Genomic DNA, 14,155 nt, shown 5'->3' with positions numbered 1-14,155 from the left:
GGAGGACCTGTACCGCGGACAGGTCCAGCGCGCCGGCCCGCGCTGACGCGTCCTCGGCGCACCGCAGGAAGGGCTGTACCGGTAGCGGCCGGTCGTCGGCCACCGCGCTGGCCTCCACCTGGAACCACGAGATCAGTCCCGCCGAAGCGGCGGAGGGGGGGTTCCACCCGGCGTCGTTCATGCGCTCCGCCGGCCAGTGAGTGGTGGGCGTACAACGGCCGCATGAGCCGGCCGAAGGCGGCCGCCTACCGGGGCGCCTGCGCGTGTGGCTGGCGCGGCTCGAGCTACCCCATCCAGTGGGACCAAGTGGAAGACGACCGCCTGGACGACCTCGACACCTCCGGCCCGTACAACGACTGGAGCGATCACATCCGCACCGTCGACCGCCAGACGGTGCCCCTGCCGGCCCAACTCGCCGAAACAATGGACCGGCTGGAGGAGCAGCTGACCACGCTGGCCGAGCAGGCGCCGGTGGCCGCACTGAAGGCCGTGGCTGCGCTGGAGCGCCTCACCGGCCACACCGGCCGGGAAGCCGCTCATGCTGCGCTGGCCGATGAACTGTCGTGGGAGACGATCGGGAAGGCGCTCGGACTCAGCCCGGGCAAAGCCCGTTCACGCCTGACCAGCTACCTCCTGCGCAGTTGATCCGGACCTCATCACGCCCGGCCGAAGACGCTATGAGGAGCCCGAGAGCCACGACCTGAGGCGCTCACGGTTGTCTGCTATGCCCAGCGCATGCCGAGCCCGGACCGCTCCTCCAGATGTGGTGTTTGTGATCAGTGCTCGGTGGCTGACCTGGGCCGGTCAGTTTGTGTGCGGCTGCGGTTATGGGGCATGGGCGGGTCAGTGACGGGCAGCGGGTGTGAGTGTCGGGCCCCGGGTGTGGTGTTGATCTGCGGCTTTGTCAGGTAGTGGGCATGGGTGGTCAACTCTCGTCATCCGTTGTGATCGGAGATCAGGTTCAGTGATCGTTGGTAGGTACTGGGGGGAGCGTCGGCTGCGTCTCGCCGGGTGGCCGGTAGCCGTGTCCAACAGGGATGCGGCCAATTTCTGCCGCTCGGTCAGGTCTGATCCACTCGTCGGGCAGTCGGCACTGGGGATGCCAGGCGGCCCCGTCTGGGGCGGGTTTGCGGTGCCGATCCGGTGGCGGCTCACGGAGACAGCAGATCCCGGAGGGCCGGGGTGAGATGGGGGTGACCGAAGACGAAGCCGGCGTCGAGCAGATGTGATGGCACACAGCGACGACCGGTCAGGGCGAGCGCCGGGTCAGTTCGCAGGAGGGCCGCGCCAAAACGGACAAGCGGGGCGGGCGTCGGCGGGGCGGGAGGCCGACGCAGAACCTGTCGCAAAGCCGCCATGAGTTCGGCGTTGCGAACCGGGTTTGGGCTCGTGGCATGGAAGATGCCACTCAGGTTGGGGTCGGCCAGGGCCAGGCGGATGACAGCGAGGAGGTCTGCGATGTGGAGCCAACTGACCCACTGTTGGCCGGTGCCCACCCGGCCGCCCAGGCCCCAGCGGACGAGCCCGGCCAGGCGGTCGAGCGCGGGGGTGTTTCGGTCCAGGACGATCCCGGTGCGCAGTACGACCTGGCGGCCGGTGGGTACACCGGTGGCTGCGGTCTCCCAAGCGCGGGCGACTCCCGCCATCTGGGGCGGGCCGTCAGCCGGTGGCGCGCTTTCGTCGAGGATGTGGTCCCCGCCGTCGCCGTAGATGGCCAGGGTGCTCATTTGGATCCACACCGTGGGTGGCTGGTCCAACGTTGCCGCAGCTTTGGCCAGAGCCCTGGTCGGTTCCACTCGTGAGCGGCTCAGCAGTTCGACGTTGGCTGCGGTCGGACTGCGGTCCACCAGCTCGCCGGCGAGGTTGATCAAGGCCGCTCCCTCCAGCTCCCGCGCCCACGGACCTACCTTGGTCCCGTCCCAAGCCACCTGTCGGTACCGGCTGCCAGGGCGAGGGGAGCGGGTCAGGATCACGACCTCATCGCCGCGGGCGGACAGGTCGGCGGCGATACGTCGACCCAGCGCGCCCGTTCCACCAGCAAGTACAACCTGCATAACACCTTCTTTCCCGGGCATCCCCCGGTACCGGCGCGGGAGGCCGGATACCGGAGAGGAGGGCTGAGCGTGAGCGGGCCGACCGTATGGGGCTGCTGTTCAGGGCCCGTTGCCGATCACGCCGGCGAGCAGGAGCGCCATCCACACCGGAATGGGAACCCCGAGCAGCAGCCAGAGGGAGCGCACACGCAAGTCCAGAATCGCGCGTGCTGCGGCCACGGCACCGACACCGGCTGCCAGGGACATCGCCAGGGGGGCCAGGCTTTCCCTGAGGCGCTGCAGCCCGACTGGAGTGAAGGTCCACCCGGCGAGCTGAGCAAAGTTGAATGACATCAGCATGAGCGCCGTGAACGCCAGCCCTGCGCACAGCTGCCGGCCTTTCGGGACAGCACGTATGTTCATGTCCTCGTGAAACCAATCTCCCAAGGTGCGGTGGGGCGGCCCGAGGCGCCGCCCCACCGCACAATGACCTAACGGACGTACTCGTACATTTGCTGGCCGCAGGGCCACGCCCAGCTGAGGCACTTCGGGTCCTTCAGTGGGTGGTTGAAGATCCGATCGAGGGAGGACGTGCCGTCCGAGTAGGTGTCATACCGGTGAAGCTGGTGGTTGGGCATCTGGTCGTGCTTGCCCAGGATGTAGTGGCCGCCGTTCTGGTACATCTCCTGACGGTTGTCGTAGTCGATGGCGTTCGCCCCGGAGCAGTAGGGATTGGTCACCGAATGGTTGATCAGCGTCTGTGCGGATCGTCCATCGTTGTTTACGGGGTGAACGCGGAATGTCTCCCCCGTGGCGGTGCGCTGGGAATCGTAGTACATGGTGCCGTTGATCTTTTTGTATCGCTTGGTGGGGGCGATGTCTTTCGTTGTGAAGGTGTAAGCGGACGACCAGTAGTACGTCGCCGCAGCCAGGGTCCGGTATTTACCAGTGTTGTAACCGACGCCGCGATTATCTCCGCCGTACCAGTAATCGGAGCCGTCACCGCTCTCGCAGTCGAAAGGCGTTCCCATGTCGGGGGCATCGATGTAGGCATCCGGTATGTAGGGCTCGTAGGCCGTGCGCGAGGTGGTCATCGTAGGGATCCCCGCGGGCAGGGTGTCGCCCGGCTGAGCATCATTGGGCGTCTTGTTGACCTCGGTGGTGGTCGGCGTCACATCCACCCCGTACGAGTAACCTGTGACCGTGTCCTCGCCGATCTCGGCCTGGGGCAGCTCTCGCTCCGCGGAGATCTCGTACTCGACGTTCTGCCCCAGCACCGCATCAATCTGCAGCCGGAGCCCGGTGGTTGCGGTGAGCTTTTCGCCGTCGGCGGTCACCTCATAGAGGGCCACATCCGGCAGCGCGCCCCAGCCCAGCGTGGTGCCCGTATCTGTGGTGACGGCGGTGAGCGGGGTCAGCCCGGAGCCCGCACCGGGGACGGTAGCCAGCGTCTTGGACACCGTCCGCGGGCCCTCCTCGGTCAGTGCGACGACCAGCACGGACACCGAAGTCGGGGCCTGAACGGGCAGCCGGGCAGCCGTCTGCTCGCCGCGCCATATCACCTCATGCGCCCGGTCGTCGATGACCAGAAAGGCCGTGGCCCCGGGAACCGCGCCCCAGGTCAGCTCGACACTGTCGTCGCTGACCTTGACCGAGGCCGGAGGGGCGGCGGTCGAGGCCTGGGCCGGCACCGCGCCGCCAAGCAGCAGGCCGACGGCGGCCACCGGCACAACCAGGCTCCGGCGCGCTCGCCGAGCATGACGGAATTTCACGAACGTCCTCCTAGGGAAACATGCGGGGCTTTGAATGATCAGCGACGCGCACGGACCGTGAGCGGCATCCCGGCGCATCCGACGTACTCAGGTGGTGGTGCGGGCCAGGACGTCGCCTGTGCGGGCGTCGACCTCGAGGCGCTCGACGTCGGGTAGCTGCGCGTCGGTGCGTCCGGTCAGGCCGCGGTCGATGGTCACGGTCCATCGGCTGGTGTCCCAGGTGTCAGCCACGGCCGTTGCCGGGGATTGCTCGTCTCCAATCGCCGCGCGGGCCGTGGCGATCGCTTCCTGGGCGCTGATGGGAAAGGCCCCTGCGTTGGCCGCTCCCCGCGCGGCGGACAGATAGACCACGGCACCGGTCCGCCGGTCAATCTCGACGGTCACCTCGCGGGTACCGGACTTGCCCGCCTCGACAGTCCGCCACTGCAGCAACTGCAGCGCGTCGCCGTCGAGGTGGCTGGCGGCCTCATCGGTGACGAGCGTCCAGTCCGCGGAGAACCCGGGGACGCCTGCCTGGACGAACCGCTGCGCGGCCTCGCGTGCCTGGTCGGCGGAGAGGGTGACCTCACCGCTGGTGGTGGGCGTGCCCACGGCGTCGAGGATGGTGCCGTCGGGGCGCGCCCGGTAGAGCACTCCCTCTGCGGTCGTCACATCCGTCAGCTGGGCCCCGTCCGCATCCTGGCTGGTCGTCGTGGCGATGGGGGTGAGCTGCGCGAAGGAAGAGAATGCCTCTGTGGCGAGCGGATCGCTGTCCCAGGGCTCTCCGGCGCCGGCTGGCTTGAGTTTCACGCCACCGGGGTTGCTCACCGCCCCGCGGATGACGTACGTGTCCCAGCCGTGGGCGTTGCCCTCCTTGGCTACCAAGTCGGTGCGGGCGCGTGCCAGGGCGGTACTGAGGCTCACGCCGGTTGTTGCGTGGTAGGAGAAGCGGTCCCAGAAGTAGTTGCCGGAGTAGTTGGTGGTGCTGACCGCCGTAGTCGAGGTGGTCGCCGGGTAGTAGACCAGGTCGCTGAAGCTGATGACCGAGTCGACGCCGCGGGAGATGGCGGCCTTGTTGAAGTCGCCCCAGGCGCTGGACAGCGCGGTGTCGCAGCCTGCCAGGATCAGCAGCCGCATATCGTCGATCTCGGCGTACGGCAGGTACTCGGTGAGGAACCGGACGTTGCTGTAGGGGCTGACCACGTCAGTCGTCGTGCCGGCGGCCAGAATCGAGTCCTGGGCGTCGGTGGCGCCCTCATCGGTCTGGAAGATGCCGCCGTTGGAGTGGCCGAACAGGCCGAGCACCGCGGAGCCGACGCCGTCGTTGAACACATCGTTGACATGGCGGCCGTTGGTGTCACCGGTCGCGGTGTACCCCATCGACTGCGCGGCGCTGGTCAAACTGGTCACGCTGTAGCGGCTGTCCAGGCCGTCGTTGTACCGCTGTCCGATGTTGACATTGTTGGCGGCGTGTGCCGGGGCCGCGAGCGTCGCCGAGACCACGCCCGCCAGAGACATGGCGAGCAGTGGTCTGACCACGCGCGATAGTGAACGGTGCCCGTGCGGGGTGCTCGTTCCGCTCCTGCAGTGAGTCACTCGGTGACTCCTCCTCCCACAGTGCGCCGTTGCCGGGACGCAGCGGCATAGGTCTGTCACCTGCTTTACGGGGACGAGCACTGCGTGGGTCGCGCGGAAGGAAGGTTTTTTCGCAGGGGTGTGCGCGGACGGCTGAGCTCAGCGCTTCGGCAGCAGCGGAGCACCGGCTGGGAAGGGTCCACCAGCCGACTCGGCAAGCGCGCTGTTCGTCTCGACTGTGCCGATCAGTTCTACCAGCCCACGCAGCCGAACTGCTGTGACCGGCTCGACCAACGCCGCCACGTCAGGCACCGTCGGCGCGGCCGGCCGGGGTGCCTCTGGCAGCCCGGGCAGGGCAGGGAGGTCGGCACCCCGCGGGGTCGGCAGGGTCGAGGACGGTGGGGGATACGCCAGCCCGTCCGCCGTCAGCCGGCGCGTCCCTGTGTCCGTCGGCAGCCCGAGACCGTATCCAGGCCTAGCCGACATGCCGGAAACATCCGGTTGGTGTGGGGTTGGAGTCTCGCGTCCCCGTGAGGCATGACGCGGATCGGCCGCGAGAGGGGATGGGTACGGACGTACCCGCGCTTCTTCCGCCTCGGATGGTGCAATCAAGGCCAGACTCGCAATCGTCACAGTCGCAGCCGCGGAGGCCAGGGCCATCGTCTGACCGCCCCCGCCTGCCGCCCGAGGCCGACCACGCCACAGCCACACGGCGACAGCGAGTGTCCCTGTCAGCGTGGCCTGGAGCGTCCTGCGGGCCCTGGCCAGCAGAGACCGGACCGCCTCGTAACTGAGCCCCGTGCGCTGCGCGATCCGGGCGAGGTCAAGACCCTGCGCCCTCAGTTCCAGCACCTTCCTCTGACGTGCCGGGAGGCCAGTGCTCCGGTCGGCGAGCCATTTGGCCTCTGCCCGGTCGCATACCGCTTCCTCGATGGTGACGTCACCGGGGGTGGCCAGAGCCGAACGGGTATGCACCTCGGCTTCCCGGGTGACCTGCCGGAATCGGTCGATGCACAGTCGCATCGTCACCGTTGTCAGCCATGGGCCCAACCGGTCGACATCCACATTGGTGCGCTCCGCCGCCCGGATCATCGCCTCGTGCACCGCGTCCTCGGCATCGTCGATGCTCGCGGACCGCCGCCGGGCTACCCGCAAAAGGTGCTCGCGATGGCTCCACACACGATCCCACCATTCGGCGGGACGTCCGTCAGTTGAACCCGGCGGTGCAGGGTTGTCGTGTGCGTCCACCGCAGTCCCCTCGCGCTAGCAAGATCAAGATCCGGCCATCGCACAGAAGACCAGCCGTGCGCGATGCAGCGGGAATGTAACCGATGCTCCGCTGCCTCCGCCGAGCGGGCCCCGGCCCTTGCCCCACAGCTCAGCGGCGCTCCCTGCCCCGCCACGCTGGTGAAGCGCGCAAGGGCTCGGGGCCTCGGATGTGCGACCCGAGCGGACCTGGTCGGCCCCTCCACATGCAGCCGGGCGACACCCCGCGGCGATCCTGGCCGGCCACGCCGCCCGCACCGTCACCGAGATCCTCGACTAGGCCGAACATGAACGACTCCCGGCCGCCCGGCGCGAGAGTGTCGAGGCCTGCCACCGCTACCTGACCGGCCACCTTGATCAACTTGACTACGCCACCGTTCTGAAGGCGGGCCGGCCGGTCGCCACCGGAGCGGTGGAAGGAGTCTGCCGCCCCCCTGATCGCCGACCGCCTCGACATCATCGGCGACCGCTGGGGACTTCACGGCGCCGAAGTCGTCCTCCAACTTCGTGTCGTTACCGCGAACGGCGACCTCGATGCCTCCTGGCGCCACCACACTGTCCGCGAGCACGGACGCCTCTACCCCATCCCCGACCAGCACGACTACGATCTCATGGCTTGATCAAGAACTCCCGTGAAACGAATCGCACCCAACCGGGACCGGACCTCACGGAGGCTTTGATGCAGATCGCTTCGTTGCCGTACATCGATGAGCACGCGACGGTCATTGCTGCGGGGGGCGACGACGTCTGGCGCAGTCTGGGCGAGACACTGCACCGGTCCTTCTCGCGTCCTGGCGTGGCCGGCTACGCGAGACTGGTGGGATCCGCCGATTGCACAGCGTCTGGGCCACGGCCCCTTGCCGAAGGCTAGACGTTTCCCGGTTTTCGGGTGGTTGCTGCGGTCCCGGGACGGGAGCTGGTCCTCGAGGGGCGCCATCGTTTCTCGTCCTACGCCCTGATCTTCCGCCTCGAATACGCCAGTCCGGGTCGATCACGGTTACGCGCCGAAAGTCGAGCCGTCTTTCCCGGCCTGGCCGGCGGCATCTACCGACGGCTCGTCATCGGGACGGGCGGGCATGTGGTTGGCATGCGGCGCCTCCTCTCAGCAATCCGCCGCCGATCCGAGTAGCGCACACAGGATCACCGGCCAGTCTCTATAGATGAGCTACCCCCATGTCACTTCTTGGGGTGCTGCCTCGTCCAAGAGGGCGAACACTCAGCCGTCGTTCTCACGAAGCAGAAGGAGACTTTCGTGTTCGCCTCCTACCTCGCGGTCACCCTCCTCACCTCGGCCGTCAACGGCTTGGCCGCCATCGCCAACTTCATCGGCCACGAGTACCCCAAGAGCCAGGCGGACAAGTTGCGCGTGCCCCGGTCCTGGATGCGCCCGCTGGGCGCATTGTTGGCGGCGGGCGCGCTGGGGCTGCTGGCCGGGTTTGCCGTGCCGGTGCTGGGCACGCTCGCCGCCGCCGGTCTCGTGCTGTACTTCCTCGGTGCGTTCTGTGCCCACCTGTTGGCCCGTGACCGCCAGTTGGGCCCGTGGGCCGTGTTCTTCTGCCTGGCGGTGGCCGCCCTGGCCGTGAACCTGGCCTACCACGGCCCCTAGTGACGCGGTGGCGTTTTAGCCCGTCCCTCAAGAGGAGCTACACCCATCCGCTTTCCGAACCTGATCGTGTGGTTCGGGCCGGGTGGGCATGAACTCCGCGCGTCTACGGGAGAGATGGGGCCGTTCATCCGATCGCGTCGCTCGAACTGCGGATCGGCCGCCCCGACCTGCCTCGGCGATTCCATGACGGCGGTCTGGTGGATGTCAACCATGTTTCCGTCACTGTCTTGTCCGGGCCGACCTGCCCGGCTTCACCCCGCAGTTGGCCGAGCATCTCGTCCAGATCCGCGACGAACGCCACGGGTTCGTGGTTCTCTTCCGGGACCGGGAGCCGTCGGGCGTCGCGGCGCCCTCCCAAGGCGCCCTGACGGTAGTGCCGCAGGTGGCGGCACGGTGGGCCGCGCGGTCGGCCGAAGACCGGCGAGGCCGAGACAGAGTTCAGCTATGAGGAGGGACTGCGCGGCGTAGCAGGGCGTGGATGGCGGCTTCCTCGGCGGGATCACCGTGCGGTTCCGGGAGGGGCCAGAGGTGGAACAGCCACTCTTCCTGGGTCTCTGTGTCCGGGTACTGGGATGGTCGTCGGTGAGCGCGCAGTCGCCAGGTGCCGTACTGGCCAAGGGAGACGATGGCGGCACTCGTACTGGTGAGGCTCTGCAGGTGGAGCTGGAGCCTCTCGTTCAGAACAAGATCACACTCCATGGCGTCGACCGCCCACTCGAGTGCCGTTGCCGGTTCGGTGTCGTAGACCTCGATGCTCACGGACGCGTAGGAGATGTTGGTGACGGCGCTGCGGGCCGCCACGCCGGAGGGCGTGCACAGCAGCATGCGGTGGATGTTCTCGCCCAGCCGGAGAGTGAGGTCATTGTCTTGGGCGAAGGCCGGGGGGGCGTAGAGGAGGAAGCAGCCGTGGTCGACGAAAGTTTTGGCCCACACGATCTGGCGGGGCGGACAGCACGGTCATGATCAGGGTCTCCCAGCACCTGGCGCTTGGACGCGCTGGCTGGCGCGCCCCGAGCATTGTCTAGGCGCCAGTCGGTGATCCGTACGAAGAAGGGGTCGGGGGCGACACCGTCCAGCATGCGGCTGAAGCGGTAGAACCCTTGGAGTTGGCCCCAGCCGGATTCATTGTCGCTGCGCGAGATGGGCCGGGCAGAGTAGTTCGTGCCGGCGTTGTAGGCACCTTGATGGGTTGCGGCGAAGGGGTATTCATCGCACTGGAGCGTGCCGCCGGCACTGTAGTCCGGGCCGTATTCCTGGTAGTAGTGCGCCACCGCGGTGTCCCGGGTTCTTCTTGTTCAGGACCTCATCGGCGGATCGGGTCAGCGGGAGCTGGGACTCGATCGACCCGGGGATCTGCTTGTTGGGTCCGTGGGCGTGGTGGTTTCGGGGTAGTACTGGGCCTGGTAGATGTGCAGGGCTTCCTGGGTGGCACCAGAGTTCACGCTGAGCGAGAACACCGAGGTGACATCGGGGAACACGCAGCCGGAGCCGGCGTTGGTGCAGGGCGTCGATGCTCGCCTGCGAGGGGCCCTTCTTCCCCTCGGTGTAGACGCTCTGCCCTTGAGGGAGGGTCGCCACCGGCGCGCTCTTGGCGACGGTCAGTGCCTCGGGGCCGGTCCGGGTGGGCTCGGTGAGCGTGGTGGCGCTGATGGGCTGTCCGCCGTCCTCGGACGGCCCGTCGTAGCGGGTGATGGTGGCCGTTTCCTTGGTGGTGGCCGCAGCCTCCCCTCAAGAAGCCGCACAGCCCCAAGCCGAGGAACCCGCCAACACCACCGCCCGACCTGGGCTGGCCCCGAAACCACGACGCGTTGTCCGCTGGATCATGACCAACCCCCAGCATCTCCCCGAGGCCGACGCGGCCGAACTCAAGGAGATCCGCGCCGCCTGCCCCCACCTCGACGCCGCCGCACGGCACGTCCGCGACTTCGCCGTCATGATGCGCAACCTCCGCGGCGACCAGCTGCCCGCCTGGATGGACCGCGTCCTCGCCGACGACCTCCCGGCCCTGCACTCCCTGGTCAACGGCATGCGCCGCGACCTCGACGCCGTCACCGCCGCGCTGTCCACGCCATGGAGCTCAGGCCAGGTCGAAGGACAAGTAACGCGAATCAAGCTCCTCAAGCGGATGGGATTCGGCCGGACCAACCTCGATCTCCTCCGCAGACGCATCCTCCACAGCCCATGACCCGGTCCCCGTCACAAGATCCCCGACAGAGCCTGTAATTCCCCACCCTGCGCACTACTCCCCATGGGGACGGTGAGTAGTGGTAGGGGATCCCTCGCTGATCTCGTCGCGTCAGTCCGTCGAGTTGGTGGAGGTGAAGCACGGCCCCGGCCTGGTCCTTACGATGATTCGATGCGCCAGCCCGACTTGAAGCCGTACTGGAACACCAACGTCGCCCGGCACCCGGGCATCCTGCGCGCCCTCCCCGAGGGGTGCGGCGACGCGCTGGACGTCGGCTGCGGGGACGGGCTGCTGGCGCGGAAGCTCGCCGGTCGGGCGAAGCGCGTCACCGGCATCGACAAGTCGTCGGAGATGATCGCCCGCGCCCGTGAGCTCGCTGTCGACTACCCGGATCTCACCTTCGTCGAGGGCGACTTCCTCGCCGCCGATCTCCCCGCCGCCGGCTACGACTTCATCTGCTCGGTGACCACGATCCATCACATGGACTTCGAGGCGGCTCTCGTCCGCATGCGTGAGCTGCTGCGGCCCGGCGGCACGCTGGTGGTGATCGGCCTGGCCCGCGAGGCGAGCCCGGCGGAGTGGGCAGCGATGATCGCGGCTGCCCCGGTCGTGCGGATCACGAAACTGCTGCGCCGAGTACGCGGTCCGGAGGACATGCCGGTCGCCGACCCGCAGATGAGCTATGGGCAGGTGCGGGCTGCGGCACGGCGGCTGCTGCCCGGTATGCGCTATCGCCGGCATGTACTTCGCCGGTACTCGCTGACCTGGGAGAAACCGCCAGCTGATCTGGCGTCGACGACTTAGTTTTACCCATCTTGGACGGTTTGGATGTCATGTAAGTTCTCATGGTGAATCCTCCTGATTGTCCATGGGTAGCGCGGAGTCCGGGATCGAGGGACCTGGTCGTCGTGGAGCTGCTCATGTTCCTCGTCCCGTGGCTCGGAAGGCCGATGGGCAGCCCGGATGGCGAGGAGAACATCCGTCGTGGTCGACATCACCGAGATCTACGTCCACTGGTACGCAGGCCGCTCGAAGAGCGCGCTGGACGCGTCGCTGGGAGTGGACCGCAAGCCGGTCAGGAAGTCGGCGGAGCGCGGTACGGATTCGAAACAGTGCAGCGCAGGCCGGTGGGGAGGCGCTTGAGAAATACGGCCTGCCTTCGGGCGGACTACGACTTCGCGCTGCCGAGCGACAGAAACTATCCCGAGGAGAGCCTCATCCGAGCTGCGTCGCGCAGCTGCCAGGGGTTGTCGAACCGCGGCGGCGTTGAAGAGGATGACTGTTGCGAGTCAATGAGGGGAAGGGGGCAACGTTGAGGGCTCCGCGCATCCGCAGGCTGATGTGGCCAGCGGCGGCAGTCCTTGTCGTCGGCGGAGTACTGCTCCTCTTCCGGATCAACGTGGTCACCGGGGTTCTCGCGCCCCTCATTGTCGCGTTCCTGACCTTCTGGTTCGTGCACCGGTTTCCGCAGCTGAGACGGCCTGTCGCAGTCACCGCCAAACTGGATGACGTCGACTACCTCGTGGTCGGGCAGAAGCAGGTGCCGGCGAGTGGCCACACCGTGCGGCTCACGGTGGAGGCGATCGGTCCGCTGCCCGTTCTGCTCGATCGCTTGCGCCCCGTCGTGGTAAGCCGGGCGCGCCCCGAGGGGCATCTAATTCCCCACCTGGGAATCGTAGAGCCGCGGCGTTTCGAGGTCATGCTGGATGCTGATCCGCCCATCCTTCGACCGCTTTCGGAGAGTGACGGCCGCAAGGGGCCTGACTTTCCGTTCAAGGTATCGGCGGACGATCCGGAGGTCTTCGACCTCACCGTGCACACGGAAACTGCCGACATCCGGTGGTATCTCGAGCTCGACACCGTTTGCCTCGGGCGGCGACGGACGACGCGGATCGACCTCGCCGGGCTCCCATTCAGGACGATGGCTCGGCCGCCGATCACCCGCGCAGCAGGCCAGTCGTCCGGATAGGTCCAGTCGAGGTGATGCGCATGGCCCGATGGTTCCGTCCCAAGGAGAGACCTGCCCCGACGACACGGCGGAGAACGACGCCCTTGTTCGTTCGGGTCAAAGAGAGGGCCAATATCGCCATGTTCCGGAACCCTGGCTCGGAGGTTGGACCCGATCCGGAGATCACATCGGTGTCAGGCTGTTCGGTTTCGGTTGAGTTGACGTCTCGTGATCGCCCGGTGGTCCTCACGGGTGTTCGTGCAGAGGTCACTGCATGCAGGGACGTCGAGTTCGACGGTACTCAGGTAACGAGGAGTAGTCAGCCCGACCTGATCCTTTCGGATGACCTTCTGGCTGCGGCTCGCCAGGATCCTGGCGAATACCGCCCACTCGATCCGCCCCATTTCGAGGCACTCCTAGACGAGCAGTCGCCCGTCGTGCGTCCCGCATTGGGCTCGCCGCAGCCGACCCCTGAGTTCCCGCTGACCTTGCACCCGAGGTGCTTCGGTGCGTTTTACGTCGCGCCGGTAACCGAGGACCGCCGTCGCGTCGAATGGAATCTCGTCATCGACTTCACCCTCGACGGCATCCACGACACCCTCTCGGTGCCCCTGTCAGTCACCGGGGCCACCGGCCTCGTTGCGGCCAGGCCTGACGGTTCGGATTGCCCGACGCCCGTCCAGGACTTCGCGCCGGACCATTGGTACCCGGAGCGACCGCGCCACGCTGTGGCGCAGTCGCGCATGTGGATCGAAGGCCATGGCAGCTCCACGGCGGTTCGGGCCGAGCTCCAGCCCGGGGACCTGGCCCGGTACGAGGAGCTGCGGCGTGCCAGAGACCTCTACGACATCGTCGCGGAGCTGCTCGGATTGACGGTGTACCTGCCGCTGATGCCGGCGGAGGATGTCGCAGTCGCCACGGAGCGCAAAGACAGGATGTTCCTCCTGGCCTTCACGTCCTTGGCCCGCCTGCGAGATTTCGCGGACGAAGTGGGCGCCGAGCGAATGATCGCGGAGCGGTTCGACCGGTTGATCGAGGACTGGGCATACGGCGAGACCGGGCTGATTCTCGACCCGTTTACGGAGCTGGAACTCACGTTGCCGCCCAAACGGTTCCCGCCGATGATCGAGCATCGCACAAGCCTCATCAGCAAGCAGGGCGAAGCGCGCGTGAAAACTCTGCAGCAGCCACTGCGGCAACCGAGCCCGCCCGCGCAACCGCCCACAGAGATCGGGGGTATCCGGTTCGCCAGGGTGGTCGACAGTGCACCGCAATCTGGCTACGAGCGGCAGTCCGATGCTGCGGTGCGGGACCGGCTGCTGAGCTATCTCCGGCAAGGAGTTGTCCTGCAGATGGCGCTCCCGCTCACCGAGGATCTTCTCGACCCCGCCCAGGGGGCCGTTGTGCCGATGAACATTCGCACCGACGGGAGGTGGATCTGGCACGACGACGTGGCGTACTACCTCGAAAAGTACGAACTCGCACTGCAGCCAGTCTTGCAGCGGCATATCATAGATCAGCAGTGCATGTTTCCCGAGGTCTCCGATCCGGCAGTGCAGCTTGCAGCCCACGCGCTGTACCTCTGGCAGCGGGCGACACCGCGGCGGGAGGAGCTGTACTCGGATGGCTGGCTTGCCGTGTAGCGGACTAAGGCCGTTCTTGCTGGGTTACTGAGGTTGAACTCGTGGTGTCGTAGGGGGCTGACGGCTCCTGGTCCGTGCGGTATCACCTGGGCGATGCGGTATCCACAGGGTGGCGGGCTGTCTGTCGAACGGCAGCAGTTCCGCGAGC

Annotated in this window: 13 protein-coding genes and 3 pseudogenes; 9 read left to right on the top strand and 7 right to left on the bottom strand. The window is 67.2% G+C overall.

The window, feature by feature from the left end:
• Positions 1–222 precede the first annotated feature (222 nt).
• Positions 223–645: a hypothetical protein gene (locus ACTWP8_RS03845; RefSeq protein ID WP_443320727.1), complete on the top strand. Its 423-nt coding sequence runs from the start codon at positions 223–225 to the stop codon at positions 643–645.
• A 506-nt stretch (positions 646–1,151) separates the two neighbouring features.
• On the opposite strand, the gene ACTWP8_RS03840 is transcribed toward ACTWP8_RS03845, so the two are convergent.
• From ACTWP8_RS03840 to ACTWP8_RS03820, 5 genes are all read right to left on the bottom strand, one after another.
• On the bottom strand, positions 1,152–2,054 hold the full coding sequence (locus ACTWP8_RS03840; protein WP_443320726.1) for a TIGR01777 family oxidoreductase: 903 nt from the start codon (positions 2,052–2,054) through the stop codon (positions 1,152–1,154).
• A 99-nt stretch (positions 2,055–2,153) separates the two neighbouring features.
• Positions 2,154–2,393, bottom strand: coding sequence for a hypothetical protein (locus ACTWP8_RS03835; RefSeq protein ID WP_443320725.1), 240 nt, complete (start codon positions 2,391–2,393; stop codon positions 2,154–2,156).
• A 131-nt stretch (positions 2,394–2,524) separates the two neighbouring features.
• Positions 2,525–3,805 carry a hypothetical protein gene (locus ACTWP8_RS03830; protein WP_443320724.1) on the bottom strand — a complete coding sequence of 427 codons (1,281 nt, stop codon included), beginning with the start codon at positions 3,803–3,805 and terminating at the stop codon, positions 2,525–2,527.
• A gap of 87 nt (positions 3,806–3,892) precedes the next feature.
• A complete protein-coding gene (locus tag ACTWP8_RS03825; RefSeq protein ID WP_443320723.1) occupies positions 3,893–5,323 on the bottom strand; it encodes a PepSY domain-containing protein in 1,431 nt (476 codons plus the stop codon).
• 195 nt (positions 5,324–5,518) lie between these two features.
• Positions 5,519–6,538, bottom strand: coding sequence for an RNA polymerase sigma factor (locus tag ACTWP8_RS03820; protein WP_443320722.1), 1,020 nt, complete (start codon positions 6,536–6,538; stop codon positions 5,519–5,521).
• 262 nt (positions 6,539–6,800) lie between these two features.
• Here ACTWP8_RS03820 and ACTWP8_RS03815 point away from each other — a divergent pair.
• From ACTWP8_RS03815 to ACTWP8_RS03805, 3 genes and pseudogenes are all read left to right on the top strand, one after another.
• Positions 6,801–7,245: pseudogene (locus ACTWP8_RS03815) on the top strand (ISKra4 family transposase); the annotation flags it as partial.
• 59 nt (positions 7,246–7,304) lie between these two features.
• A pseudogene (locus ACTWP8_RS03810) lies at positions 7,305–7,754 on the top strand (hypothetical protein).
• Between the two features lie 123 nt (positions 7,755–7,877).
• Positions 7,878–8,231: a DoxX family protein gene (locus tag ACTWP8_RS03805; protein WP_443320721.1), complete on the top strand. Its 354-nt coding sequence runs from the start codon at positions 7,878–7,880 to the stop codon at positions 8,229–8,231.
• 438 nt (positions 8,232–8,669) lie between these two features.
• Here ACTWP8_RS03805 and ACTWP8_RS03800 read toward each other — a convergent pair whose 3' ends face one another.
• Positions 8,670–9,164, bottom strand: a complete 495-nt coding sequence (locus tag ACTWP8_RS03800) for a hypothetical protein (RefSeq protein ID WP_443320985.1) — start codon at positions 9,162–9,164, stop codon at positions 8,670–8,672.
• Between the two features lie 155 nt (positions 9,165–9,319).
• Positions 9,320–9,502, bottom strand: a pseudogene (locus ACTWP8_RS03795) (NucA/NucB deoxyribonuclease domain-containing protein); the annotation flags it as partial.
• A gap of 419 nt (positions 9,503–9,921) precedes the next feature.
• Between ACTWP8_RS03795 and ACTWP8_RS03790 the strand changes: the two are divergent.
• The 5 genes from ACTWP8_RS03790 (at position 9,922) to ACTWP8_RS03770 (ending at position 14,007) form a co-directional block, all read left to right on the top strand.
• Complete coding sequence (locus ACTWP8_RS03790) at positions 9,922–10,416, top strand: ISL3 family transposase (RefSeq protein WP_443320720.1); 495 nt, start codon at positions 9,922–9,924, stop codon at positions 10,414–10,416.
• Positions 10,417–10,587: 171 nt separating this feature from the next.
• Positions 10,588–11,220, top strand: coding sequence for a class I SAM-dependent methyltransferase (locus tag ACTWP8_RS03785; protein ID WP_443320719.1), 633 nt, complete (start codon positions 10,588–10,590; stop codon positions 11,218–11,220).
• 180 nt (positions 11,221–11,400) lie between these two features.
• Entirely contained in the window at positions 11,401–11,559 is a 159-nt protein-coding gene (locus ACTWP8_RS03780; RefSeq protein WP_443320718.1) for a hypothetical protein, read from the top strand.
• Between the two features lie 169 nt (positions 11,560–11,728).
• Positions 11,729–12,385, top strand: a complete 657-nt coding sequence (locus tag ACTWP8_RS03775; protein ID WP_443320717.1) for a hypothetical protein — start codon at positions 11,729–11,731, stop codon at positions 12,383–12,385.
• A gap of 83 nt (positions 12,386–12,468) precedes the next feature.
• Positions 12,469–14,007: an SseB family protein gene (locus tag ACTWP8_RS03770; RefSeq protein ID WP_443320716.1), complete on the top strand. Its 1,539-nt coding sequence runs from the start codon at positions 12,469–12,471 to the stop codon at positions 14,005–14,007.
• The last annotated feature ends 148 nt before the right edge of the window (positions 14,008–14,155 follow it).

It is taken from the genome of Streptomyces sp. 7N604, from assembly GCF_052245475.1.
Classification (GTDB): Bacteria; Actinomycetota; Actinomycetes; order Streptomycetales; family Streptomycetaceae; genus Streptomyces.
The sequence above is the reverse complement of the archived record's forward strand: the minus strand, read 5'-3'. Positions and strand labels throughout refer to the sequence as shown.

Bases quoted from the DNA above. Each gene is read 5' to 3' on its own strand.
- ACTWP8_RS03785 (WP_443320719.1), top strand. From the start codon at position 10,588: ATGCGCCAGCCCGACTTGAAGCCGTACTGGAACACCAACGTCGCCCGG.
- ACTWP8_RS03845 (WP_443320727.1), top strand. From the start codon at position 223: ATGAGCCGGCCGAAGGCGGCCGCCTACCGGGGCGCCTGCGCGTGTGGC.
- ACTWP8_RS03790 (WP_443320720.1), top strand. From the start codon at position 9,922: ATGGTGGCCGTTTCCTTGGTGGTGGCCGCAGCCTCCCCTCAAGAAGCC.
- ACTWP8_RS03835 (WP_443320725.1), bottom strand. From the start codon at position 2,393: ATGCTGATGTCATTCAACTTTGCTCAGCTCGCCGGGTGGACCTTCACT.
- ACTWP8_RS03840 (WP_443320726.1), bottom strand. From the start codon at position 2,054: ATGCAGGTTGTACTTGCTGGTGGAACGGGCGCGCTGGGTCGACGTATC.